The sequence below is a fragment of the Flavobacterium granuli genome, assembly GCF_031456055.1.
In the GTDB taxonomy this organism is placed as follows: domain Bacteria; phylum Bacteroidota; class Bacteroidia; order Flavobacteriales; family Flavobacteriaceae; genus Flavobacterium; species Flavobacterium granuli_A.
On record NZ_JAVDTX010000007.1, the window covers coordinates 163,500 to 190,082 of the forward strand.

At 29.3% G+C, this 26,583-nt stretch carries 25 protein-coding genes; all 25 read left to right on the forward strand.

The features are described from left to right. Positions 1-165 precede the first annotated feature (165 nt). The 25 genes from J2W95_RS15295 (at position 166) to J2W95_RS15415 (ending at position 26,543) form a co-directional block, all read left to right on the forward strand. Positions 166-1,011: a WaaS/CpsH family glycosyltransferase gene (locus J2W95_RS15295; RefSeq protein ID WP_310008531.1), complete on the forward strand. Its 846-nt coding sequence runs from the start codon at positions 166-168 to the stop codon at positions 1,009-1,011. Further along, entirely contained in the window at positions 1,012-2,409 is a 1,398-nt protein-coding gene (locus J2W95_RS15300) for a lipopolysaccharide biosynthesis protein (protein WP_310008533.1), read from the forward strand. Between the two features lie 5 nt (positions 2,410-2,414). Beyond that, positions 2,415-3,668 (forward strand): EpsG family protein, encoded by a 1,254-nt coding sequence (locus J2W95_RS15305; protein WP_310008535.1) that lies wholly within the window; start codon positions 2,415-2,417, stop codon positions 3,666-3,668. 50 nt (positions 3,669-3,718) lie between these two features. After that, entirely contained in the window at positions 3,719-4,879 is a 1,161-nt protein-coding gene (locus J2W95_RS15310; RefSeq protein WP_310008537.1) for a glycosyltransferase, read from the forward strand. A gap of 119 nt (positions 4,880-4,998) precedes the next feature. Further along, complete coding sequence (locus tag J2W95_RS15315) at positions 4,999-6,138, forward strand: acyltransferase family protein (RefSeq protein WP_310008539.1); 1,140 nt, start codon at positions 4,999-5,001, stop codon at positions 6,136-6,138. A gap of 82 nt (positions 6,139-6,220) precedes the next feature. Next, on the forward strand, positions 6,221-7,312 hold the full coding sequence (locus J2W95_RS15320) for a hypothetical protein (RefSeq protein WP_310008541.1): 1,092 nt from the start codon (positions 6,221-6,223) through the stop codon (positions 7,310-7,312). A 107-nt stretch (positions 7,313-7,419) separates the two neighbouring features. After that, positions 7,420-8,214 carry a glycosyltransferase family 2 protein gene (locus tag J2W95_RS15325; protein WP_310008543.1) on the forward strand — a complete coding sequence of 265 codons (795 nt, stop codon included), beginning with the start codon at positions 7,420-7,422 and terminating at the stop codon, positions 8,212-8,214. A gap of 649 nt (positions 8,215-8,863) precedes the next feature. Then, complete coding sequence (locus J2W95_RS15330; protein ID WP_310008545.1) at positions 8,864-9,469, forward strand: LbetaH domain-containing protein; 606 nt, start codon at positions 8,864-8,866, stop codon at positions 9,467-9,469. Between the two features lie 7 nt (positions 9,470-9,476). Next, the gene (locus J2W95_RS15335; protein ID WP_310008548.1) at positions 9,477-10,397 is read left to right on the forward strand and encodes a glycosyltransferase; all 921 of its coding nucleotides are present in this window, start codon (positions 9,477-9,479) and stop codon (positions 10,395-10,397) included. A 1-nt stretch (position 10,398) separates the two neighbouring features. Beyond that, on the forward strand, positions 10,399-11,001 hold the full coding sequence (locus J2W95_RS15340) for a sugar transferase (RefSeq protein WP_310008550.1): 603 nt from the start codon (positions 10,399-10,401) through the stop codon (positions 10,999-11,001). Position 11,002: 1 nt separating this feature from the next. Continuing rightward, positions 11,003-11,617 carry an acetyltransferase gene (locus tag J2W95_RS15345; protein ID WP_310008552.1) on the forward strand — a complete coding sequence of 205 codons (615 nt, stop codon included), beginning with the start codon at positions 11,003-11,005 and terminating at the stop codon, positions 11,615-11,617. Further along, positions 11,610-12,749: a DegT/DnrJ/EryC1/StrS family aminotransferase gene (locus J2W95_RS15350; protein ID WP_310008554.1), complete on the forward strand. Its 1,140-nt coding sequence runs from the start codon at positions 11,610-11,612 to the stop codon at positions 12,747-12,749. The genes J2W95_RS15345 and J2W95_RS15350 overlap by 8 nt, the downstream gene beginning before the upstream one ends. A gap of 27 nt (positions 12,750-12,776) precedes the next feature. Continuing rightward, complete coding sequence (rfbC, locus tag J2W95_RS15355) at positions 12,777-13,325, forward strand: dTDP-4-dehydrorhamnose 3,5-epimerase (protein ID WP_310008555.1); 549 nt, start codon at positions 12,777-12,779, stop codon at positions 13,323-13,325. A 177-nt stretch (positions 13,326-13,502) separates the two neighbouring features. Continuing rightward, a complete protein-coding gene (gene rfbD / locus J2W95_RS15360) occupies positions 13,503-14,363 on the forward strand; it encodes a dTDP-4-dehydrorhamnose reductase (protein ID WP_310008557.1) in 861 nt (286 codons plus the stop codon). Positions 14,364-14,475: 112 nt separating this feature from the next. Beyond that, positions 14,476-15,345 (forward strand): glucose-1-phosphate thymidylyltransferase RfbA, encoded by an 870-nt coding sequence (gene rfbA, locus J2W95_RS15365; protein ID WP_310008559.1) that lies wholly within the window; start codon positions 14,476-14,478, stop codon positions 15,343-15,345. 262 nt (positions 15,346-15,607) lie between these two features. Further along, on the forward strand, positions 15,608-16,201 hold the full coding sequence (locus J2W95_RS15370) for a sugar transferase (protein ID WP_310008561.1): 594 nt from the start codon (positions 15,608-15,610) through the stop codon (positions 16,199-16,201). Positions 16,202-16,405: 204 nt separating this feature from the next. Next, complete coding sequence (locus J2W95_RS15375) at positions 16,406-18,355, forward strand: polysaccharide biosynthesis protein (RefSeq protein ID WP_310008563.1); 1,950 nt, start codon at positions 16,406-16,408, stop codon at positions 18,353-18,355. A gap of 174 nt (positions 18,356-18,529) precedes the next feature. Next, a complete protein-coding gene (locus tag J2W95_RS15380) occupies positions 18,530-19,399 on the forward strand; it encodes an ABC transporter permease (RefSeq protein WP_310008565.1) in 870 nt (289 codons plus the stop codon). 34 nt (positions 19,400-19,433) lie between these two features. Continuing rightward, on the forward strand, positions 19,434-20,717 hold the full coding sequence (locus J2W95_RS15385) for an ABC transporter ATP-binding protein (protein WP_310008567.1): 1,284 nt from the start codon (positions 19,434-19,436) through the stop codon (positions 20,715-20,717). A 9-nt stretch (positions 20,718-20,726) separates the two neighbouring features. After that, complete coding sequence (locus tag J2W95_RS15390; protein WP_310008569.1) at positions 20,727-21,545, forward strand: class I SAM-dependent methyltransferase; 819 nt, start codon at positions 20,727-20,729, stop codon at positions 21,543-21,545. 16 nt (positions 21,546-21,561) lie between these two features. Next, entirely contained in the window at positions 21,562-22,488 is a 927-nt protein-coding gene (locus J2W95_RS15395; protein ID WP_310008571.1) for a glycosyltransferase family 2 protein, read from the forward strand. Positions 22,489-22,525: 37 nt separating this feature from the next. Continuing rightward, positions 22,526-23,341 (forward strand): hypothetical protein, encoded by an 816-nt coding sequence (locus J2W95_RS15400; RefSeq protein ID WP_310008573.1) that lies wholly within the window; start codon positions 22,526-22,528, stop codon positions 23,339-23,341. A gap of 320 nt (positions 23,342-23,661) precedes the next feature. Further along, the gene (locus tag J2W95_RS15405; protein WP_310008575.1) at positions 23,662-24,552 is read left to right on the forward strand and encodes a glycosyltransferase family 2 protein; all 891 of its coding nucleotides are present in this window, start codon (positions 23,662-23,664) and stop codon (positions 24,550-24,552) included. Positions 24,553-24,562: 10 nt separating this feature from the next. Beyond that, positions 24,563-25,393, forward strand: a complete 831-nt coding sequence (locus tag J2W95_RS15410; protein ID WP_310008578.1) for a glycosyltransferase family 2 protein — start codon at positions 24,563-24,565, stop codon at positions 25,391-25,393. Positions 25,394-25,613: 220 nt separating this feature from the next. Next, the gene (locus J2W95_RS15415; RefSeq protein WP_310008579.1) at positions 25,614-26,543 is read left to right on the forward strand and encodes a glycosyltransferase family 2 protein; all 930 of its coding nucleotides are present in this window, start codon (positions 25,614-25,616) and stop codon (positions 26,541-26,543) included. Positions 26,544-26,583: the final 40 nt, after the last annotated feature.

Consider the following 26,583-nt stretch of genomic DNA (forward strand, 5'->3'; position numbering starts at 1 on the left):
TTGGCTTATAAAAGATTCATTATTTCTTCTTAACAATTGGTAGTAAATCGTAAATGATTTAAAAGAATTAACTTAATTTAAATATTACTAACGACTTGTAATATTTTTAATACAGCAAATAGTATGCTTATTATTTATGATTCTGTTCCGGAATTTGTTTCATATATGGAAACCAAAAACATAAAGGTTTATCCTACGTTTAAGAAAATTTCGTTATTAAACAAAATAATGCGCAAGATAAGTCTAAAACTTGGGATAGGTGTTAGTAAATGGTATGATGATTGGAAAAAAGAATTAGATATTGTAGATACAATTATTGTATTTGCAACTAATAGAATTGATCATATAGAGTACATTAAGAAACATTCTCCAAATATTAGACTCATTCTTTGGTATTGGAATCCTGTAGAAAAAATGATTAATCCAATGACCTTTGCAAAAGATTTATGCGAATTATGGTCATATGACAAGGTTGATTGTTTGAAATATAATATGCAATATAATAACACTTTTTTTTTCAAAGAAATTGAAATTGATAATAATGACAAAGAATTTGATTTGTTATTTTTAGGTTTTGATAAAGGGAGAAGATTAAGTATTGAGGAATTAAAAAAGCAAATGATAATTTATGAAGTTAAAGGGTATTATCATATTGTTCCAGATATTGGAAATGCTAAAAATGATTCTCCTAAACCAATGAATTATTCAAATTATTTAAAATTAGTAAGTATGTCAAAATGTATTTTGGATTTAATGCCAAATGAAAATAACGGTATGACCTTAAGACCTATGGAGGCATTGTTTTTTAAAAGAAAATTAATAACAAATTTTATTGCTATTAAGGATGAGCCTTTTTATGATTCAAAAAATATATTTATATTAGGGATTGATGATTTTAGCAGAATAAAACAATTTATAGATTCCGACTATAATGAGATTGATTATAAAATCATGAAGGAGTATGAATTTAAAAATTGGTTAAGTCATTTTTTTATTGGAGGAATTAATTAAATGAAAGAATTAATTAAAGCATTTTTGATATTTGGATTAGCTACTTCAATTGAAGGATTATTAGGTTTTACATTATTACCTATTTATACTAGATATTTTACTAAGGTTGAATATGGTGTAATAGATATGGTTGGAGTAATTTTGGCTATTGCCACTATTTTTGGAGTGTTACAGATTGAAACAGCGCTTCAAAGGTATTATTACGAATCCACAGGAGTAAGAAGGAAAATGTTGACGTTTAATGTGTTTTTTTTTGTTTTTTTTGCTTCTTTTTTTGTGTCAACTTTATTGTATTTTTTTGCACCATTGTTAGCAAATTTATTATTTGATAATTACCGATACGAAAATTTAATTAGAATCGCGTGTTTTCAATTACCATTGATTAATTTGAGTGTTCTTGGTCTAATAATTCTTAGGTTTGAAAAACAAAATTTAAAATTTTTAATCATTATTGTTGTCAAGGTTTTAACGTCTTTGTTGTCAGTTTTTTTATTTGTTATTTATAATAAAATGGGAATTAAAGGTGTTTTTTTAGCACAATTATTGGCTTTAGTATTTTCCTCCAGTTTATTGTTTTGGTTTGTTAAAAAATATTTTTGTTTTCGTTATTCGAATATAATAATTAAAAAGACTTTAACATATGCTTTACCTCAAATTCCTGCTAGAATTGGGAGTATATTAATGTCTCAAGCAAATCGTTTTTTTATGTTGAGTTTTCTTAGTTTATCGGCTATTGGTTTGTATTCTGTCTCTTTAAAATTATCCTCAGGTATACAACTTTTTTATTCTGCTTTCGTCATGGCATGGCGACCTTTTATGTTTGATAAATTTAAGAATGAAAATAATAAAATCATATTTTCTTCAGTATTGCCAATAATGAGCTCTTTTATTTTTCTACTAGTTAGTTTTATATCGTTATTTTCACACGAAATATTTGTTTTAATGACATCAAAAGAATTTTATGAGGGGCATAAATATATTGGAGGGCTCTCACTTTATTTTGCCTTATTTCTAATTAAAGAAGTTGTTGATATAGGGCCTGTCATTAAAGAGAAAACTAAATTTCTTTCGTATACTTTTTTTTTAACACTTTTTATAAGCTTTATTATCCTTTATGTGTTGATTCAAGTCGATGGTTTGCGGGGAGTCGTAATTTCGCTATTAATTTCTAACTTGATCCTAATGATTTTTTCTTGGATTGTTTCTAATTACTTGTATTACATTCCATTTAATAAAGTTCATTTTCTAATACTATTTTTACCTGTTTTTTCATTAAGTGTTATTTCAATGTATCTGGAGATATCCTTTCTTTTCAGAATGATTTTGGTGATTTCTGTTACTTTTTTCTATCTGATTTCTTTAATTTTTTTCGTTAGAAAATATTTAAGTATTAAATAGTTTTTATGATTTATTTTTTTGTTTTATTTTCATTGGTATTCAGTTCAATATTATTTGATTTTAATGTTTCCAAAAAACAATTTGATAAATTATATTGGTTTTATCTCTTGGTTTTTATTCTTATAGCTGGGCTAAGATGGAAAGTAGGAGGGGATTCATTGTCATATGAACGTAGTTTTGAAAATGAAATTCCAGATTTGCACGAAATAAGTTTTGAATTTATTAGTACATTTCAATGGGAACCGTTATTTGTGTTGCTTGTTTCTTTGTGTAAAACAATAATGAATGAATTCTGGTTTTTTCAATTAGTTCATGCTTTTTTTCTAAACATTACCCTTTTTGTTTTTATAAAGAAGTATGCTTCAAAAAAGTATGTAGCTTTAATTATATATTCTTTTTTCTTTTATTTCTATTTAGATTTTGAGATTTTAAGAGAGTCAATTGCTATTATGGTTTTTGTGCTCATCTATCCTTATTTTTCAAAAAGAAACTGGTTAAAATATTATACGTTTGTGTCAATTGCAATATTATTCCATTATTCGGCTCTAGTTTTATTGTTTTTTCCCTTGTTTAGAAACTCAAAAATAAATGGAAAAGGAATTTTGATTTTATCGGTAATTGCTATGTTTCTATTTATTTTAAGTTCAATTTTTCCAATTGAACTTATTATGTTGCTTTTAGGAGATTTTGCCTCTAATAAATTTGAAGCTTATTCGGGTGTGGGTGTCAATATTGTAGGGGTCATATATACATTTGTGGTATTTGTGATTTTTCCCTATTGTATTTATATGTATAATAAAAGATATGCACAAGTATCTTTATTTGACGACTTAATTTACATTTATTTTTCACTTTCGCTTGTTTTTATTGTTATTGCAGGGCTTGGTAGATTTCTCAATTATTTAGCCCCATTTGTAATTGTTTATGTGGCAAACACATTTGATTTGATGTTTAATAATATAAAAAAAAGCTTAAAAAGAATACTAAACTCCAATGGAAATTTAAGTAGTGATAGAATTATTTCAAGAATGGTCGTATTAATAAATGTTCTTGTTTTTTCATTGTTTTTATTTATTCCAGTTTATCATAAAGTAAAATATTACTTTAGATCTACGGATAATTTAATTAAAGGGACACATGCTTATAATGTTTATTATCCTTACTATTCAATATTTGATAAGGAGATGACAATAGATAGGGAAGGATTAGTTGATGAGAATTTGAGAGAGTCATTTAATAACGCCTTGAACAACAAATAATAGTATTAGTTGTTATAATTCTATTTGTTATTAGATAAAAATAATTTTAGATGAAACAAAAAAAAATAATTTTTTTAGAAGCTGTACAAGATTACGGAGGAGCAAGAATAAGTGCCGTCGAACTTGCAGAGAGATTGTCGAAACAGCATAAGGTAACAATAATAGATTTTTATGGATCTTGTAAACCTTTTTTAGAGAATGTAACAAAGAGAGGAATAGATTTGCGTATTATTGAGAAAAGAGATACTCCTTATATCATTAACACTTCTCCTATTTTATTTATAAAAATAATAAATTTTGTGTTGTTTGTTCCTCATTTAATAGGGATAAGAAAAAAAGTTCAAAGTATAATTAAAGAAATACAACCTGATTATATTGTTCTTAATAATTCTAAGGTATTGTCATCATTGGTTTTCTTCCCAAATAAAAAATTTAAGGTTTTATTTTTTGCCAGAGGTTGGTTTATTCTCAGTCAAATAACCAGACTTGATAAATTACTTTATAAATATCTGGTAGATAAATTTGTATGTGTTTCAAATGCTACTAAACAGGCGCTTTTTTGCGGTGGTCTTACTTCATTAGATAATTTGTATGTTGTGCATAATGCTATTTCGGAATTTAGCTTGTCTAAAGAAAAAGCGGTTGTTGAAAAAGAAGTAAACACTAAAATAATATTACATGCTGGAGGGTTTTTAAAAGATAAAGGACAATTAGTTTCATTAGAAATGGCAAAAATATTAAAGAATAGAGGAATAGATTTCAAACTAGTTCTTGCAGGATTAGTGTATAAAGGAGGTGAATCTGAAGTTTTTTATAATAAGGTAGTAGATTTAATTCAACTTTATAAATTAGAGGATGTAGTTGAAATTATTAAAAACAAATCAAATGTAATTGCTTATTTTAATGCTTGTGATATACTAATACATCCATCAGAAACAGAAGGCTTACCGAGGGTTATAATGGAAGCTATGATATTAAAAAAACCTGTTGTAGCTAATGCTGTTGGTGGTGTTTCTGATTATATATTGAACGGTTTTACAGGATTTTTGCCCCATCATAATTCTGCAAAGGAATATGCTGAATATGTTGAAAAACTTATAAAGAATGAGAAACTATATAATTTTATTGCAATTAATGGTTACAATCTTGTAAAAACAAGTTTTACTGAAGAAAATCAGTTAAATAGTTTGGATAAAGTATTTCAAAGTTAGGATAAATAAAAACTAAGATTATCCAATTGATTTTAATATTACAAGTATTGGCGATTTTAAGTATTCGTTTTCAACGATTGAGTATTGATTATTATAGAAAAAACAATTAAATTATTATTTTGAAATTATCGTTTAAGAGAATTACAGCCAAAGCTAGTTTTATACCAGAAATAGATGGATTGAGATTTATAGCAATTACGAGTGTTATTTTATACCATTTCCACCATTTTTTAGTTGAAAAAGATAACAACCAATATTATGATGATTTCGATTATTCTTTTTTGCATAGAATTTTGGAACATGGTTTTTTGGGCGTGCCCCTTTTTTTTGTAATAAGCGGTTTCATATTGGCTTTGCCTTTTGCCAATGAACATTTGAATAATGGGAATAAGGTACTTTTAAAAAATTATTTTTTAAAAAGGTTAACAAGATTGGAACCTCCTTATATTATAGTAATGACACTTTTATTGTTAGGTTCAGTATATGTGGCTAAAACTTTTACAATTAGCGATGGAATAGCTAGTTACTTGTCTTCTATATTTTATTTAAACAATTTTATTTACCCAAACTTTACTTCTACATTGAATGTAGTGACGTGGTCGTTAGAAATTGAAGTACAATTTTATATTTTAGCCCCTCTATTAGCTTGTACTTTTTTAATAAAAAAAGCTTCTAATCGAAGATCGATATTGTCGTGTGTTGCAGTTATTCTTGTGATTTTCAATCAATTATATTCATTGCCTTATTTAAGTCTTATAAAATATTTTCAATATTTTATAATCGGTTTCTTGCTGGCAGATTTGTATGTGTCAAATTATCAGTTATTACCGAAAACAAAAATAGATTATTTAATAGGTGTGTTTTTGTTTTGTTTCATTTGGTTATTTGATGTCAATGATTTTAATAGTATTTATAGTAGAATTATTTTTGAATTAGCGCAATTAAGTTGTATTTTTTTGTTTTATTATTATGTTCTTTTTCATAAAATTTTCAGATTCTTATCATTCAAATTAATTACAAATATTGGAGGGATGTGTTACTCGATATATTTATTGCATTATCCAATAATCAGTTTGATAGGCAATAATATTTTAAACTATACTTTTTCAAAGTACAGTTATATAAATACTTTCATATACATATCAATATTAATATTTGCTATTGGGATAATATCTTCATGCTTCTTTTTATTAATAGAAAGACCTTGTATGGATAAAGATTGGTATAAAAAAATAGCGAGAAGAATAGTCGGAACTTAATTAAATAGTATACATTTTGATAGTGAAAATTGTTTAGGTGAAAGTAATAGGAAAGTTTTAATCAATTTAAGAGACATATATAGTGAAAAACAAATTATTTTTTTTGATCATACTCTTTAGTGTCAGTATGTTTTCTCAAGATTATAAAGTACTTCCTTTAAATTCTACGTTATTAGACAAACGTGTTAACATAAACAAATACTACAAAGACTATAAAAAATATTTAAAAACGGCTTATTATGCAGAAAAGCGCTTACCTGAAAATTTCATAAAAAATGGTACGGTCGATTATACAAAAAATATTCAAGATGCGATCAATGAAAATGAAATTGTAGTACTTCCAAATTTTCCAGTTTTAGTTAATATCAAAGGATTAAAATTAAGAAACAATAGTGTTTTGTTATTTCAAGCGAAATCAAAAATAATTATTGAGCCTAATAATTTAACTAATTATGAGATTTTGAATGTAAATGGGGTTAAGAACGTAAAAGTATATTTTCCTAATATTATTGGTGATAAATATAAACATTTGTCTAGCACTGGAGAATGGGGTTTTGGGATAAGTATTAGAGGTGCTAAGGATGTATTAATTATTGAACCCAAAGTTTATGAAACTTGGGGAGATGGAATATACATCGGCAAATTAGGTAATGAGTGTAGTGAGAGAATAAATGTAGTAAATGCATTGATTAATGATGTTAGAAGAAATGGAATTTCAATTACTTGCGGAACAGACATTAATATTTTATCGCCAGTATTGTCTAATACTAACGGTAATAACCCAAAAAGCGGATTGGATATTGAACCAAATACAAATGATGATATAATTGAGAATATCAATATATTAAATCCTGTTACTTTTAATAATGAATGGAGTGGTATATTAGTTGTATTGCAAGGATTGGAGGGGGAAATTAATAAAAAAGTGAATATAAACATAGAAAACCATACAGATATAAAATCAAAAAATGCTTTTTCATTGCAAGGATTGGTTCAAAATAAACATAAAAACTTTATTTTAGAAGGGAATATTAGAATAAATGAAACATCTTATTTGAAAAGTAAGAATGAATTTTATTTTTATACATCAAATTTATCTAGTGTAAAGATGGAATCTAGTAATAAAACTATTTCGGATAAAATAGATAGTTATAAAAAGAATATTAAAAAATAGCAGTTAGGTAGTGATTATAACTAATTGTATGGGGATATTTTTACAGTAAAAAACTTCAGAATATGATACTAATTATTATCAAACGGATTAATAAAATATAATATAATATGAAAATTTCAGTTGTCATACCAATGTACAATTCCGAAAAAACAATTACAACATGTATTAATTCGGTACTTAATCAGACTTTCAGAGGAGAAATAGAGATTATAGTAGTAAACGATGGAGCGAATGATAATTCGAAAACTATTGTTGAAGAATTAATACTGAACAATAGTTCTTCAATTGATATAAGATTAATTAATAAAGTAAATGGAGGTGTTTCTACAGCAAGAAATGCAGGCATGAAAGTAGCTGATGGAGATTGGATTGCATTGCTTGATAGTGATGATGAGTGGTCGGCAAATAAATTAGAAAGACAGATTCAAGTGCTAAAAGAAAATCCTGCTATTGACTTTTTAGGAGCATGCAGAAATGGAGAAAAATTCTCAAATATTTTGTGGAAAAAATTAGGTGATTTAAATAAGATTTCTTCTAGGGATTTATTAGCGAAATTTGTTTTTATTGTTCCAACAGTTATTTTTAAAAAAGAAATCCTTTCAACTGTAGGATATTTTGATGAAAATCTCAGATTTGCTGAAGAGGGAATTTTCTTTATTAAAATCGCTCAAAATTACAATTGTTATCTTTTAAACGAGAGTTTAGCTTTTACAGGCGGAGGGAAGCCACATTTTGGACATTCTGGACTTTCTGGAAATTTAAAAGAAATGGAAAAGGGTGAGTTAAAAAATTTACGGGAACTGTTGAATTTAAAAATAATTAATTATTTTGAATATTTGCTATTGGTTGCGTTTTCATTGTTAAAATATATTAGAAGAATTATTATTGTTAAGCTTAGATAGTGTTTTAATTCTAACTCAAGTATTTATTAATAAAAATTTCATGAAATACTTAACCATGCTGATGTGTATTACTGGAGAGACGGCTTAATTTTAAAAGGAAAAGGGAACGATTAAAGAAAATATCGATTTTAAATCGAAGAAAAGAGTATCAAAAATTTAAAAATTCAACAAACCAAGAAAAGCATTTATCTTTGAATTAATTAAACGAACACTCTATTAGAAAAGGTCAAATTAGTTTGAAGACATATAAAAGATGATAGCTTTATTGGTTTTTTTGTTAGTTATTATTTTTCTTTTTAATCGAAGTGATTTTTATTATGGGTATCAAAAAATGATTTGTGATTTACTTCAACTATTTGATATTTTCTTTTATACTATTATGTTTTCTTTTATTAGGATTTATAGCAAACATTTGAGGTATGTGTTATTCTAAATATTTATTACCCTACCCTAAGTTTGTTTAGGAATCACCTTTTTAGAATAATTTTTTCACAGTATGCATTTGTAAATTGTACCATTAATATTTTTCTTCTAGTTTTTTCATTATGACAACTTCATCCTTTTTTTGCACTTGTAGTAAGATCTTGTATGGATAATAATTGGTATATAAAAAAAAGAGTTTCTAAAAAATGGTTAATGATTTAAAATTATGATGACAAAGATTTACAAGATTTACGGTTTTTTTGGATTACTTAGGCTAATAAAAGATAAAGCATTAACAATTTTATTTTACCCAAATGCAAGAATAGTAAGATTTCCTGTATACATACGTGGTAAAAAAGGGATTAAAGGAGGGGAGCAATTAACAACCGGAATTAACTTAAGGATAGATATTATTAATGGAAAAGAGAAAAATCCTTTTCTTATAATTGGAAAGAATGTTGAGATTAATGATTATGTTCATATTGGTGTTGCAAATGGAGTGACTATTGGGGATAATACATTAATAGCATCAAAAGTTTTCATTTCTGACCATAATCATGGTTGTTATAATGGGGAACTACAAAGTAGTCCTGATGAAAAACCTATTTCTCGCATTCTTAGATCAGAAAAAATTAATATTGGTAGAAATGTTTGGATAGGAGAGTTTGTTTCAATATTGCCAGGAGTTACTATTGGAGATGGAGTTATAATAGGTGCAATGAGTGTTGTCACAAAAGATATTCCTTCTAATTCTATTGCAGTTGGTTCGCCTGCAAGAGTCATTAAGGTCTATAGTGAATTGACAAAAAAATGGGAAAAAATCAAAAATTAAGATACATATGAGAATTCTTGTGGTTCTAGCCTCATATAATGGCGAAAAATATATAAAAGAGCAATTAGATTCTCTATTGTCTCAGGAAGAAGTTGATGTTACTATTATTGTTTTTGATGATGTTAGTAATGACGGTACAGTAAATGAGGTGAATACTTATAATAAAGATGAAAGGGTTCGGTTGATTATTAATGAATCTCCAACTGGAAGTGCTGCTAATAACTTTTTTGGGGCAATTAAATTTCTAGATGAAGATTTTATTTCCCAATATGACTTTGTTTCATTTGCAGACCAAGATGATATTTGGTTACCGAACAAGTTACGCGCAGCGACTGAAAAGCTAACTGGAGAAAATTCAAGTCTTTATTTATCAAATCTGATTTTATGGAATGAAAAAACTAATAAGAAATCAATAATTAATAAAAGCTTTCCTCAGAAAAGATATGATTATTTGTTTGAGGGAGGGAGTGCTGGTTGTACATATGTTTTTACCAGTGATTTTTGTATTAATTTAAAAAGCACTTTGGCGATTATTGATTATGAAAATTGGAAGTTCTTCTCTCATGATTGGTTTGTTTATTTTTTTGCAAGAGTAAATAATTATCAAGTTTCTATAGATAATAATGCTTTTATCTTATATAGGATTCATGATAATAATGTTCACGGACAATTAAATTCAAATTCATTTTTTGCTTTTACCGAAAGATTAAAACTGGTTCATCTAGGTTGGTATATTGAAAATATTAAAGGATTTGTGGAATTGCTTCCTAAAGTATCAAAAGAAAGAGATATTTATGAGTTATATTCAAAGAACGTTTTGACAAGATTATTTGTTTTATTCAAATACAATTTTAGTTTGATGAGAAGCACTAAAAAATTTATTCAATTCTTTGTTGTTAGTCTTCTTCCCATAAGATTAAAGAAATAATATGTATAAATTCTTTTTTAAAAGAGTCGTTGATTTTATGGTTTCATTTCTCAGCTTGTTAATTTTGTGCCCATTGCTTCTATTCTGTACGATTGGATTGTTTTTTGCTAACCAAGGTAAACCTTTCTTTTTTCAACTACGGCCTGGCAAAAATGGAAAGACTTTCAAAATTATTAAGTTCAAAACGATGAACGATAAAAAGGATGTAGTTGGGAATTTACTATCTGATGATCAACGTTTGACAAAAATCGGAAAATTTGTTCGAAAAACATCTTTAGATGAAATTCCGCAGTTAATAAATGTTGTAAAAGGTGATATGAGTTTAATAGGGCCACGTCCTTTATTACCAGAATATTTGCCACTGTATGATGAAATACAAAGGCAGCGTCATGATGTAAAACCTGGTATAACAGGCTGGGCACAAGTAAATGGACGGAATGCTATCAGTTGGCAGAAAAAGTTTGAGTATGATGTTTGGTATGTTAAAAATTTAAATTTTTTTTTAGACATTAAGATATTTTTTTTGACTGTAAAAAAAGTATTTAAGTCGGAGGGAATTAATTCAAATGGTTCAGTGACAACAGAAGTTTTTAAAGGGAATTAATATGTATTTATTTGGAGGGAATGGTCATTGTAAAGTCATCGTTGATATTATTAAAAAATCAAACGAGTATACAATTGAAGGGATATTTGATGATAACCCTAAATTTAATGTAATTTTTGATATACCTGTTTTTAAAACTAAGGATTTGGATTTTTTTTTAGATAAACAATTAATTATTTCAATTGGAAATAATAATATACGAAAAAAATTTTCAAAAAAATTTTCAGCAACATATATAAATGCAATTCATCCCAATGCAATAATTTCAAATGATGTTAGAATTAATGAAGGTACTGTAATTATGGCTGGAGCAATTTTGAATGCTTCCGTAACTATAGGAAAACATTGTATTATAAACACAGGAGCTGTAATTGAACATGATTGTATAATCCATGATTTTGTTCATGTTTCTCCTAACTCATCCCTAGCTGGGAATGTAGTTGTAGGAGAAGGTACTCAAATAGGAATAGGTGCTTCTGTAATACAAGGAATTCAAATAGGAAAATGGTCAACTATAGGAGCAGGAACTGTCATTATTGATGATGTTCCTGATTTTGCTGTTATAGTGGGCAACCCTGGTAAAATAATAAAATATAATTCAATAGAAAATGACTAGTTCAAAAATATGGCTTTCTTCTCCACATATGGGAGGAAACGAACAGAAATTTATTAAAGAAGCCTTTGAGGCAAATTGGGTAGCACCATTAGGGCCAAATGTAAATGGCTTAGAAAATGATTTAGAAAAGTACTTAGGGAGCCAAGTCAGTGTAGGAGCATTGAGTTCAGGTACGGCTGCAATTCATTTGGGTTTGATTCTGTTGGGAGTAAAAACAGGGGACGAAGTGCTTTGTCAGAGTATGACCTTTTCGGCTTCGGCGAATCCTATTTTATACCAAGGAGCTATTCCTGTTTTTATTGATAGTGAAAAAGAAACTTGGAATCTATGTCCAATTGCTTTAGAAGAAGCTATAATAGACCGAATTGCAAAAGGAAAAAAACCAAAAATTATCATAGCAGTGCATTTGTATGGTGTGCCGTATAAAATTGATGAAGTTCGAGTTGTTGCGGATAAATATAATATACCGATTTTGGAAGATAGTGCCGAAGCTTTAGGGAGTAGTTATAAAGGACAACGATGTGGTACATTTGGAGATATAGGGGTGTTGTCTTTTAATGGTAATAAAATTATTACAACATCAGGAGGCGGTGCAATTGTAACGAAAACCAAGAGCCTAAAAGATAAGGCCGTTTTTTACGCCACCCAATCTAGGGATAATGCGCCACATTACCAGCACAGCGAGATCGGGTATAATTATAGAATGAGCAACATTTGTGCTGGAATTGGACGAGGACAAATGGAAGTTTTGGATGATCATGTGGGGTTGCGTAGAAAAATGCATAATTTTTACGTGGATTTGTTTAAAACTATACATGGCGTTACTGTTTTTAGCGTTCCAAATAATGATTATTTTGCTAATTACTGGCTGAGTGCCATAACAATTGATTCGCAGTTGACCAATGGAATTGATAGAGAGATATTACGTTTGGCTTTTGAGAATGCCAATATTGAGACACGGCCATTATGGAAGCCAATGCATTTACAGCCTGTTTTTGAAAAGTATCCCTATTATGGTAACAATGTTGCCGAGACTTTATTTGAAAAAGGTTTGTGTTTGCCTTCAGGTTCTAATCTTACAGCTAATGAAAGAGAGCGTATTGCTGAGGTGGTGAGAACGATTTTTGTGTAGTTTTTTAATAGATTTTAAAATTAAAATATGAATGTAGAACAAACTTTTATTAAAGATTTAGTCATATTGACTCCTGACGTGTTTGAAGATGAAAGAGGTTATTTTTTTGAAGCATACAATAAAAATAAATTAGGGGGTTTGGGAATTGATATCGATTTTGTACAGGACAACCAATCTTTCTCACAAAGAGGGACGTTGAGAGGTCTGCATTACCAAAATCCGCCTTATGCTCAAACTAAATTGGTTCGGGTGTTACAGGGCGAGATTATGGATGTGGCAGTCGATTTAAGGAAAGATTCAGCCACTTATGGGAAGCATTTCGTTGTAAAATTAACAGCGGAAAATAAAAAACAATTATTGGTGCCACAAGGTTTTGCTCATGGTTTTTCGGTGTTAAGTGAAACGGCAGTAGTGATGTACAAATGTGATCAGTTTTACAATAAAGCTAGTGAGGGAGGAATTCGATATGATGATGAAGCCCTAAACATCGATTGGGGAATGGATATAAAGGATTCGATTGTCTCTGAAAAGGATTTGGTTTTGCCAGATTTTGCTAATTGTAATAGTGAGTTTTAGATTGTGAGTTTTTAACAACAAAAGAACAAAGACGCTCCGCTTGGTTTTAATCACTAGGTTCGAAAAGATTACGCAAAGGGCATAATGACTGAGGGTTTTAATTGTTGTTTGATTAATTATTTAATATAAAATGGTAGGTAGATAACCTAGGGTTATTGTTCCTTAGTGATAAAAAATATGAAAAAAATATTAATTACAGGAGGTAATGGACAATTAGGGTCGGAATTAAGGGTTTTGTCGAAAACGTATAACCAATTCGAATGGATTTTTACAGATTGGAAAGAGTTGGATTTATGTGATTTGGATAATTTAGCAATTGCTTTAACTAGAATAAAACCTCAAATTATTATCAACTGTGCAGCACATACCGCAGTCGATAAGGCTGAATCGGAGCATGAGTTGTCAGATGTGTTGAATCATCAATCGGTTGCGATAATGGCTCAATGGAGTCATGTGAACGATTGTCAATTGATTCATGTTTCGACGGATTATGTTTTTGATGGTACGGCTTCTACAGCTTTGTTCGAAACAGCCATGCCTAATCCTATTAATGTGTATGGGGTTACCAAATTAGCTGGAGAAAAGGCCTGTTTACAAGAAAATCCGGAAGCTATAATCATTAGGACTTCCTGGGTGTATTCTAGTTTTGGAAACAATTTTGTTAAAACGATGTCTCGTTTGATGCAAGAAAGAGATTCTTTGAATGTGGTCAATGACCAAATAGGAAGCCCAACCTATGCGGCCGATTTGGCACAAGCAATAATGACCATACTGACCCATAATCATTGGCAGGCAGGAATTTATCATTTTTCGAATGAGGGAGAAATCAGCTGGTATGAATTTGCTTTGACGATTCAAGAAATATGTGGTTTTGATTGTGCAATTAGCGGAATTCCATCTTCAGCTTATCCTACTCCTGCAAAACGTCCTCAGTATTCTTTATTGGATAAAACCAAGATTAAAAAAACTTTTGGAGTTGTTGTTCCAGAGTATAAGGAAAGTTTGGTAAAGTGTATGAGGTTGTTGAGTGAGAATTAAGAAATGAGTTGTGAATAGTTATGATTTTTGGGTAATTAAATAAAAAAATAAGAATTAACAATAGGGATTGAGTTTGTGTATTGATACTTGATTCTTAAATATTTAAAAGTAAATGAAAGGAATTATATTGGCCGGTGGATCCGGTACCCGATTGCACCCACTAACGCTTGCGATGAGTAAGCAAATGATGCCTGTTTATGACAAACCGATGATTTATTATCCGTTGTCGACTTTGATGATGGCAGGGATTCATGAAATATTAATTATTTCTACTCCTCACGATTTGCCAAATTTTATAAAATTATTGGGAGATGGATCTGCAATTGGCTGCCAATTCAGTTATGCTGAGCAAGCTATTCCTAATGGATTGGCTCAGGCTTTTGTTATTGGTGAAGAATTTATCGGTTCGGATTCGGTTGCCTTAGTTTTAGGGGACAATATTTTCTTTGGTGCCAATATGCATGAATTATTGCAGTCCAATACAAAACCGGAAGGAGGAGTTGTTTTTGCCTATCATGTTTCGGATCCAGAGCGATATGGTGTTGTAGAATTTGATAAAAATTTAAAAGCACTTTCTATCGAAGAGAAACCTTTGGAACCTAAATCAAATTATGCAGTTCCTGGATTGTATTTTTATGACAATTCAGTTGTGGAAATTGCCAAGAACATTAAACCAAGTGTGAGAGGTGAATATGAAATTACCGATGTGAATAAAGTATATCTGGAGCAAAGCAAATTAAAAGTTGGAATCTTAAGCAGGGGTACAGCCTGGTTGGACACGGGAACTTTTAATAGTTTGATGCAAGCAGGGCAATTTGTGCAGGTTTTAGAAGAACGCCAAGGATTGAAAGTGGGTTGTATCGAAGAAATTGCTTGGAGACAAGGATTCATAACTGAACAGCAGTTGAGAGATTTGGCAGAGCCTTTGAAAAAATCAGGTTATGGGGAGTATCTTTTGGGACTTTTGAAGTATAAAATGTAATAGTTGTAGGTTGTTGGAATAGAATATAGATTACAGAAAATAGATGGTAGAAGGCAGACTGCAGAAAATCCGTAATGCATAATCTTTTAAATGATTTACATTGCTTTATTAGTTTTATAGATGGCATAAACCCTTTGTCACAGTTGAGTAGATTTCCTTCACATGCTATAGCGATTGGTTTAGTCTTTTATGATTTAGTCTTGTCCAAAAAGGGAGTATAAATGGGGTTTACTTTTTTAAATGGTTTTTAACTATTATTAATTTGAAATCAACTATAAAGCGTCTTTTTGATATTTTTTTTTCGGTATTTGGAATTTTATTATTTTTTTGGTTATTGCTTGTGGCTTGGTTCTTGGCTATTATTGATACCAGAAGTAACGGGGTATTTACTCAAGAACGCATAGGTCAGTTTGGAAAAGGTTTTAAAATCTATAAATTACGGACTATTCAAATTGTGTTCAATACAAGGAAGCTTAAAATATCCAAAATTGGTAGATTCCTTCGAAACTATAAGCTAGACGAGTTGCCACAACTTATTAATGTTTTGAAGGGAGAGATGAGTGTTGTGGGACCAAGACCTGATATTGTAGGTTATTATGATTTATTGGAAGGTGAAAATAGAAAGATTCTCGAATTAAAACCAGGTTTAACAAGCTTGGCTTCTTTGAAATATTATAATGAAGATGAATTATTGGAAAAACAAGGTTTCCCTTTAGAATATAATGATAAAATCCTTTTTCCTGATAAAGTGCAACTGAATTTATCATACTATTACAATCAAAGTCTTTGTGTTGATTTAGAAATTGTTATTGATACTTTTAAATTAATGCTTAACAGGCACAAAGCGCAATTGTAAATATTCATTATGCAATTAGCTTTCAAATAAAAAAGGATTGTTTAAATATAAAGGTAATGTTTTAAAAAACAAGTTATTAATGCTTTTCTTTTTACATTTCAGTTGTAAAGTGTTTTTCTATCCAATTAATTTATTTCAATACAGAAATTATTTTGTATTTTTGTTAACAAACTTAGTTTCTTTAGAAATTTAAATATCGTAAAAATGAATGAAAATTCTGTGCATTCTGGATTTTTTTCAAGAGACAATTTAAAATTAAGCATTCGTAACTTAAGTTATCTTCCAAGGTGGATAATAGTTACGATTGATTTTTCAGTTTTAATTGTTGCTTTTTTCTTTACCCTAGTTATATTTAGAGGTACTGGTTTGAAATATATAAACACTACACATGATGTATTGTTTATTTTTTCTTTTTTTGGATTTAATATTTTCTTTTTTTGGTTGTTTAGGACTTATTCTGGGATCATAAGGCATTCATCCTATATTGATGCAGTAAAACTTTTGTTTTCTCAAATGGCTGTTTTAGTGGTGTTCTTAGTCTTTAATTTTGGGTATGAGTTATTATACAATGAAAGAGCTTTTTTGACGACTGCACTTTTTATCAATGTCGTACTTTCTTTTTGCGGATTGTTTTTGTATCGTGTGGTTGTCAAACAGACTTTTGAATTATATCTTTCCGAGAAAAGCACTACAAAATTAATACGTACCATCATATATGGAACTGATGCCAATGCTATTTCGGTTGCGAATGCTTTGAAGTTTGAAACTCCTACTCGTTTTAAAATTGTTGGTTTTGTGGACAGAAACAATCAAAATGCATCCAAAAGAATGTTGGATTTGCCTATATTGGTTCAAAAGAAAAAATTACCTTCTTTAATGCGTTCTGTGGGTGCTGAGGCTGTAATTATGGCTGACAAAAGCTTGGAGAAAGAAGAACAATTAATCATTGTGGATCAATGTTTGGAATTTAATTATAGGGTTTATACGGTGCCTTTGATTACTGACTGGGAAAATCAGAAGGAGATTTCACAAAAGGTAAAGAATATTCAGATTGAAGACTTACTGGAAAGAAAACCGATTGTCTTGGACAATAAGTCCATTTCAAAACAGTTGAAAGACAAAACAGTTTTAATCTCTGGAGCTGCAGGTTCTATAGGGAGTGAAATTGTGAGGCAGGTTTTGACATTCAATCCTAAAAGAGTAATAATTTTAGATCAAGCTGAAACACCTTTGCATCATTTAAGCCTTGAACTGGAAAAAACACATTCGAAATCAAAAATTCATAATGTCATTGCCGATGTGAGAAATAAGGAAGCGATGAATAGGATTTTTAAGTTATATAAACCTCAAGTGGTATACCATGCGGCAGCCTATAAGCATGTACCCTTAATGGAGGAAAATCCATCTCAAGCGATTTTGACCAATATAGAAGGGACTAAACATTTGGCTGATTTAGCTTGTGAACATGGAGTAATAAAATTTGTGATGGTTTCTACTGATAAGGCAGTTAATCCGAGTAATGTTATGGGAGCCAGCAAAAGAATAGCAGAAAAATACGTGCAATCTTTGCAAATAAAAAACGAAAAGGAGAATAATATCAATGCGACTAAATTCATTACCACTCGTTTTGGAAATGTATTAGGGTCAAACGGTTCTGTTGTTCCTCTGTTTACCAAGCAAATTGCTAATGGTGGTCCTGTTACTATTACACATCCTGATATTATTCGTTATTTTATGACAATTCCAGAAGCCTGTCAGTTGGTTCTAGAAGCTGGTGCTATGGGTAATGGAGGAGAAATTTACATTTTTGATATGGGTAAACCTGTTAGGATTTTAGACTTAGCAAAAAAAATGATCAAACTGGCTGGATTTATTCCTGAAAGAGATATTAAGATCGAGATAGTAGGTTTACGACCTGGAGAAAAATTATATGAAGAGTTGTTAAATGATACAGCAAAGACAATACCTACTTATCATGAAAAAATCATGATTGCTGAAGAAATTCAAGATGAATTTGAAAATTTGCATCTTGATATTAATGAACTCATTGGAATTGCTAATTTCTTTGACAATGATGATATCGTAGCCAAGATGAAAGTCATTGTTCCAGAGTTTAAGAGTATGAATTCTACATTTGAAGTTTTGGACAAATAAAAATTTTATAAAAATAGATATAGAAAAGGTTTACAGGGTTGTCTCTGTGAACCTTTTTGGTATAATTATTGTTTAGTTTAAAAAAATACTTTTTTTAAATTATTACATTTGCGCTCTTTTTAATAAATAAGGGGAGGCAATTATAAGCCAATTACAGTATTGAGCGTTAAAATAATGAATACAGAAAATACCACAAATAACGATTGGCTTTTTGAAATAAAGCCAAAGAATAATTTCTTCTCGCTTAATCTGAGAGAGGTTTGGCAATATCGCGATTTATTGTTCCTTTTTGTTAAAAGAGACATAGTCACGGTCTACAAACAAACGGTATTAGGACCACTATGGTATCTTATTCAGCCGTTGTTTACTTCGATTACTTTTACCATTATTTTCAACAATGTTGCAGGAATCAATACGGGAACTGTACCTCCATTTTTATTTAATTTGGCTGGGATTACCGTTTGGAACTACTTTACAGCTTGTCTTACGGGTACCTCGGATACTTTCAAAGCTAATGCGGCGATTTTTGGCAAAGTTTATTTCCCCAGAATTATTACGCCACTTTCCGTAGTGATTTCTAATTTAATTAAGTTTGGTATCCAGTTTTTCATCTTTATTGTTTTTTATCTTTTTTATTACTTAAATGGAGCTCCATTGGGTCTGAACAGTTCAATTTTATTTTTTCCTGTTTTAATCTTCTTGATGGGGATTTTGGGATTGGGATTAGGAATGCTTATTTCGTCTATGGTAACCAAATATCGTGATTTTAGTTATTTGATAGGTTTCGGTATACAATTATTGATGTATTTGTCTGCTGTGATGTATCCTATGGAATTAATTAAGCAAAAACTTCCAGCCTATGGTTGGTTAGTAGAATACAATCCGTTGGCCTATCTAATTGAAACGGCTCGGTTTATGCTATTGGATGTTGGACAAATTTCAGTTTTAGGGCTGTGTTATACTTTTGGCGTTACAGTATCCGTTTTTTTTATAGGATTATTAATTTTCAACAAGACTGAGAAGAGTTTTATAGATACGGTTTAGTTTAGTAAGTAGCTGTATTATAATTAGATAATAAATGAGTAAAGATATAATATTAAAAGCCGAAAATATTTCCAAGCAATACCGTCTCGGACAGGTTGGTACAGGTACACTTAGCCATGACTTGAACCGTTGGTGGCACCAAGTACGTGGGAAGGAAGATCCTTATTTAAAAATAGGTGATACCAATGATCGAAGCACCAAAGGCATGAGTGATTATGTTTGGGCGTTGCAAGATATTAATTTTGAAGTGGAGCGAGGTGAAGTCTTGGGGATTATCGGTAAGAATGGAGCTGGAAAATCTACGTTATTAAAAATACTTTCGAAGGTTACAGCCCCTACAACGGGCAGCATTAAGTCCCGTGGTCGTATAGCATCCCTGCTTGAAGTGGGCACAGGTTTTAATCCGGAATTAACAGGTAAAGAAAACATTTTTTTGAACGGAGCCATTCTTGGAATGACCAAAAAAGAAATTGCATCGAAGTTGGAGGAAATTATTGAGTTTTCAGGCTGTGAGCGATATATTGATACACCTGTTAAACGTTATAGCAGCGGAATGACTGTTAGATTAGCATTTGCAGTAGCCGCTTTTCTCGAACCCGAAATTTTGGTGATTGATGAGGTGTTGGCTGTAGGCGATGCCGAGTTCCAGAAAAAAGCTATTGGCAAAATGCAGGATATTTCCAGAGGAGAAGGAAGAACGGTATTGTTTGTGAGTCATAATATGGCAGCGGTAAAGAGTTTGTGTACGAGGGGGATTGTTATGGAGCATGGGAAGGTGGTTTTTAACGGTGAAATTGAAGATAGTATTGATGAGTATTTAAAAAAAGAAAATCAGATTGCACATAAAAAATGGGATAAAGATAAGTGTCCTGGTTCTGATTTTATAAAATTGCTTGAAGCTAAAGTTATTGATATCGATAATAGAATTACGTTAAATCATTTAATTACAAATGATGTGAAAGTTGAATTTACGTATGAAATTTTAAAGGATAATCAATTGTTTACTCATGGTTTTAATTTGTTTAATTATCAAGGACTACATATTTTAAGTTCACATGATAAAGATTCGGAAACCTTAAAATATCCATTGCCTAAAGGAATTTACAAAAAAACAGTATTGATACCGAGTAAAATTCTTGCTGAGGGCACATATAGTTGTAGTTTTGCGATTATGAGGTACAAACCTTTTAGTGTTGTTTTTCAGGAAGCAGATGCAGTAGGATTTAACATTGTTGAAATTAGATCAGATAGTACAATGAGAGGGGATTTTAACGGAAAAATTCCAGGAGTGATTAGAGTTTTATTGAACTGGAAATAAAGTAGGAGTATGAAAAATTGGACAGGAGAAAGATTAGAAACATTTGTATTTAATAGAATAACTATTGAACATTTGCATAGATATGGAATAGTTCTTGACTATGTTAAAGATAAAGTTGTTCTTGATATTGCTTGTGGGGAGGGATATGGAAGTAACATATTAAGTGAAAAAGCAGAGTTTGTATATGGAGTTGATATTGATATAAATTGTATAGATAGAGCAAGACAAAAATATAAAAAAAATAATCTTGAGTTTATTGAAGGTAATACAAGTGAAATTCCTTTAAAGGACAACAGTGTCGATATAATAATTAGTTTTGAAACGATTGAACATCATGATGAACATTGTGAAATGATGATTGAATTTAAAAGGGTTTTGAAAACAAATGGGGTTGTTATTATTTCGACTCCAGATAAATTATTTTATTCAGATAAAAGAAATTACTATAATGAGCATCATGTAAAAGAATTATATAAATATGAATTTAAGGGATTGCTAGCTAGTCATTTCTCTGATTTGCAATTATTAAATCAAACTTATCGAAATGGGAATTCAATAATTCAAGAAGATTTGGAGCAAGATAAAATAAGTTTTTTTACTGGGGATTATTCAAGTGTCCAAAACATTGAAGTTAATCCAATGTTTCTTCTTATTATTGCTTCAAATACAAAAATTAAAAAAGTAGGTTTATCAATATTTGATGGAGGGAACATTAGTAATTTAGAGATGTTAGAGAAAATACACAAAAGCCGTTCATACAGATTAGGACATTTTTTATTGGTTCCACTAAAAAAAATCAAGTATTTGTACAAAAAACACATAAGGTAATTTAAAATTTATTCTTATGAATGTCATTTATGTTGTGATAGTTACCCACAATCCAAAAATATGGGTTGATAAATGTTTGGGAAGTCTGAGACAAAGCTTATGTACAGTACGTACCATTGTAATTGATAACAATTCTTCAGATGATTCTGGTGAATATATTAAGAAAAATTATCTAGAAGTTGATTATATTCAATTTGAAGAAAATTTAGGATTTGGAGCAGCCAATAATATTGGGATAAAGAAAGCATATGAAGCTAATGCAGATTATGTGTTTTTACTTAATCAAGATGCATGGATTGAACCTAATACAATTGAGAATTTGATTAGAGCCCATGAAAATGAACCTCAATTTGGGATCTTAAGCCCAATGCATTTAAATGGTAGAGGAGATGCATTAGACTACAATTTTTCTATCTATATTAATCCATCAAAATGCAAAAAAATATATTCGGATATTTATCTAAAAAGTTTAAAAAGTAAACTTTATGAAGTAGAATTTGTTAATGCGGCAGCTTGGTTATTGACAAGAGAATGTATAGAAACTGTTGGAGGGTTTAATCCTTCTTTTTTTCATTATGGTGAAGATGAAAATTATGTACAGAGAACAAAATATAAAAAGTTGCGAGTTGGAGTTTTAGCAACTTGTAAAATTTTTCACGACAGAGAAACTCGAACAGGTACTAATATTTATTTTAAAGATGAGTTAGAGTTATTTAAGCGATTACTTATCTTAAAAGTTTCGAATCCTTTTAGTGATTATAATTTTAATGATGAATTTAAAAAACAATTTAAATTAATAATCAAAACAATTTTATTTTTAAGATTTGATATGGCTAAAAAAAATATTTCGAAAGTTTTTCTTTTGAATAGGAAAAATAAGAAAGAAATAATAGAGAATAAGAAAAAAAGTATAATTGAGAAATCAGCCTTTTTAAATATTTAATTTGTTTTAAAGAAATACAGTATAAATTATTTTATAAATGTTAAAAGTAATGAGAGTTCTAGTTGTACTAGTTAATTATGGGGAAGAGCAAATTTCTTATCTTGAAAAAGTGATCAAGGAATTTAGGAGTTTTGAGAAATATGATGTTACTATAATTGTAAATTCTAATATTCCATTAAGTTTAGCTGGTATCGATAAAGTTAATGTTTTTGAATTAGATGACTATCAATTACTGCCTTTAACATGTAGAAAAGTAATATGGGAAAACCGAAATGAATTTGATGTTTTCATATATGGAGAAAACGATCATTTGTTTATTGAGAAACATATTGATAATCACTTAGAATATGCTAAAATTCTACCCAAAAATAGAATTTCTGGTTTGATACAGTATGAAGAAAATGAAACGGGTAAATATTATCCAGGGTATCATTTTGATTTTGAATGGGACTTCAATTCTGTAGAGGTTTATGAAGGAAAAACATTTGCTCATTTTAACAATGTGCATCAGGCAACTTTCATTCTAACACAAGAGCAATTGTTTAGAGTTGGAAATAAAATTAATTTCTTAGAGTTAGAAAATGAAAATACACTGTATGCTAAAATTAAGCGTAAGATAAGAAAAAAGTTTGGGTTAAAAGTCGAAAGAGAAAATAAGTATAGTGTAAAATGTAAAGTAAATACAGATATTTATTTATTTGGAGGAATGAAAAAAATGATTTGTATTACGGATTTTGAAGACAATTTAATACATCATCTTCCTAATTTATATATTAATGGTAATGAAGGTAGAAATAAGTTACGTTCTGATTCTGTAAGAATGGAACAGTCTGTGAAAAAAATATTGAATTAATTGAATTTTAGTGTAAAATAGTGCTCGCCAAATCATTCAGTAATATAGATTAATTTTTTAAGATAAATAGGGTGACTAAAAAATAGGATGACTTACCAAATAGATAGGTGAGACTACCAAAAGAATTGGCGCAGCCAAATGTTTAACAGGTTGTACTTGGTAAATATTATAGTATACCTAAATATTCGGCTGGAGGACTTACCAAAACATTTCATAATGAAGATTTGATAAAATAGATAGTCTGTTAAAATGTCCTATTATTTTGTTTTATGGACATTATACAAGAAAAAATATTAGTAAATACAATAAGGATAAAATACATGCTCGCAATAATAATCCCCTATTATAAAATTACATTTTTTGGAGAAACTTTAGAATCGTTGGCCAATCAAACCGAAAAGCGATTCAAGGTTTATATTGGGGATGATGCTGGTCCCGAAAATCCTGCCAATCTATTAGAGAAATACAAAAATAAGTTTGATTTTGTTTACCATCGTTTTGATAATAACCTTGGAGGCGTTTCATTAACTCAACAATGGGAACGATGCATTACTTTATCTGGAAATGAGGAATGGATTATGATTTTGGGGGATGATGACGTTTTGGGGGAGAATGTGGTAGAGGAGTTTTATAAAAATTTGCCAGAAATAGAAAGAGAGAGTATCAATGTAATAAGGTATGCAACTCAGGTTATTGATGAAAAGGCTAGGGTTAATTCTGAAATTTATTTTCACCCTATAAAAGAGAAATCTACAGATTTTTTATTTAAAAAAATGAAAAATCAAACTAGAAGTTCACTAAGTGAATATTTATTTAGAAGAGAAAACTTTAAAAAATATGAATTTTATGATTTTCCTCTAGGTTGGCATTCAGATGATATGGCTTTTTTGTTACTATCTAATTTCAGTATTATTTATACTATTAATTTTGCGACAATAAAAATTCGGATAAGTAATATCAGTATTTCTGGTAAATTGGATAATATTTATCTAAAAAATAAGGCAACCCAATTGTTCTATTACACTATTTCAGATAATTATATTTCTTATTTCACCAAAAAACAAAGGATTAAGCTAATAGAAAAGGTAGAGGTGAATTTTTTTAGACAAAAAAGTGTTTTTTTATTTTTTAAAATTACACGGTGGCACTTAAGAAAAACTGATTTGTTTAATTTTTTTAAGTTTATTAGGAGAATTTATATTAATTCATAATGATAGTTTTATGAAATATTTGGTTTCCATCATAATTCCCTGTTACAATCAAGCCCAATATTTGGAAGAGGCTTTGCAATCTGTTTTCGATCAAACGTATGTTCAATGGGAGTGTATTATTGTGAATGATGGTAGTCCTGATAATACAGAAATAATAGCAAAGGAATGGATTATAAAAGACAATCGATTTAAATATCTATCTCAAGAAAATGGGGGGGTGAGTAGTGCTAGAAACTTAGGTATTTCAAACTCAAATGGTGAGTTTATTTTACCATTAGATGCTGACGATAAAATTTCTAAAGATTATATTGATTTAGCCATAAGTGCATTCAAGGAAAATTCTTCGCTAAAATTAGTTTACTGTAAGGCTGAGAAGTTTGGGGATGAAGTTGGTTTGTGGAATTTAAATTTTTTTTCACTTTATAATTTAAGTATAAAAAATGTGATTTTTTGTTCTGCTTTATTTAGAAAGAATGATTGGGAATTGGTAGGTGGTTATGATGTAAATATGACGCATGGAGTTGAAGATTGGGAATTTTGGATTGCACTATTAAAAGAAGGAGGACAAGTTAAATGTTTAGACAGCATAGGATTTTATTATAGAGTGAAGAAAGTTTCAAGGCAAAAACTTTTCGATGACAATAAATATAATTATTCTATAAATTATATAAGTATTAAGCATGCTGATTTTTTTCTAAAACAGCATGGTAATTCGATTCGACTTTATAGAGAAAATATCGAATTAAAAAAATTCCATTTAAAAGTGGTTTCAAGTTTTGTATATAAAGTATATAAGTTCCTAATGTTTCTTTATGAAAAGGTAAATAAAATATTTTATTAAAAATGAGATTATCAGCAATAATATTGAATATGACCTCAAACTGTATCAATTTTTTAGCGGTAACGAAAGAGGTATTTGGATGTATTTGTTATTAAGTCTAATAAATAAATGTTTTGATTCAGATTTTAATTTTTAAAAGTTTCTAAATATGGTTATTATGGCAATGATAGTGGGTTTTATCTCATTATGTAATAATTTTATTTTAAATATATAAAAAAAAATGCTAGCTATAATAATTCCATATTACAAGCTCACTTTCTTTGAAGCTGCTTTGCAATCATTAGCCAATCAAACCGATAAGCGGTTTAAAGTCTATATTGGGGATGATGCGAGTCCCGAAAATCCTATGGATTTATTAGAAAAGTATAATGGAAAGTTCGATTTTGTTTATCATCGCTTTGATACTAATTTTGGTGGTACTTCGTTAACCAAACAATGGGAGCGTTGCATTGCTTTATCAGGAAACGAAGAATGGATTATGATTTTGGGAGATGATGATGTTTTGAATGAAAATGTAATACGTGATTTTTATTCCAATAAGGATGAAATAGACGATTTAAATATTGATGTTGTCAGGTTCTCAACAATGACAATTGACGAAAATGATAATAAAATATCTAAAACATTCATACATCCAAAAATTGAAAATGCAGTAGATTCTCTAATGAGAAAGCTTAAAAATTTGACAAGAAATTCACTGAGTGAATATGTTTTTAGAAAAGTTAAATTTTGTTATTATTCTTTTAAAGATTTTCCAAGTGGATTGTTTTCCGATGATATTTTAATTTTGGAACACACTTCTTTTAAGAATATTTTTACAATAAATTCTTCAGTAGTAGAAATAAGGAAAAGTAAATTTAATTTGTCAGGAAGTGGATTGAAAATTAATAAAAGATTTAAAGCGATATTGCAATTTTATCAGACATTATTAACGGTATTAAATGAAAAATTTAATAAAGAACAAATTGCTTACATCGAATATAAATTAGAAAGAGAAGTTTTTAATCATAGGAAGATAAGTATTATTGTTTTTTTGATAAAATACTATTTTATTAGTTTTAAGTTTTTAAAATTAATTCGGTTATTAATTAAAATCATAATTAAAATTCCTAAATTAATTTATCTAAAATTGACAAAACATAGGGAATAGAAATAAAAAGATTTTTTTAATTTTAGAAACGTTAAATGAA